The sequence below is a fragment of the Pseudarthrobacter sp. R1 genome (assembly GCF_024494415.1).
Classification (GTDB): Bacteria; Actinomycetota; Actinomycetes; order Actinomycetales; family Micrococcaceae; genus Arthrobacter.
Map to the genome: position 1 here is coordinate 1 of NZ_JAMKFI010000014.1, position 234 is coordinate 234.

The 234-nt window shown below is 63.2% G+C and carries 1 pseudogene; it reads right to left on the reverse strand.

Annotated elements, in window-relative coordinates:
* A pseudogene (locus tag M8J71_RS22625) lies at positions 1 to 234 on the reverse strand (IS982 family transposase); the annotation flags it as partial.

Below are 234 nucleotides of genomic sequence, written 5' to 3' on the forward strand. Positions count from 1 at the left end.
GCTTGTTATAGCCGGATTGGTGCGGGATGGCCGGGAACATGCCGGACAGGTGGATCCGGGAGTACCGGATCCACCTGCTCTCCGAGGAGAAGCCGAGCAGGTGCTGTGCCACGGCCAGACAGAGCAGTTCAGCGTCGCTCAACACCGGTTTCCGGCCCGGCCGGCCAGCCCTGGACACACCCAGGTCCGGCAGCACGTGGTCATCCAAATAGACGTAAAGTGTGGTCAGGAGAG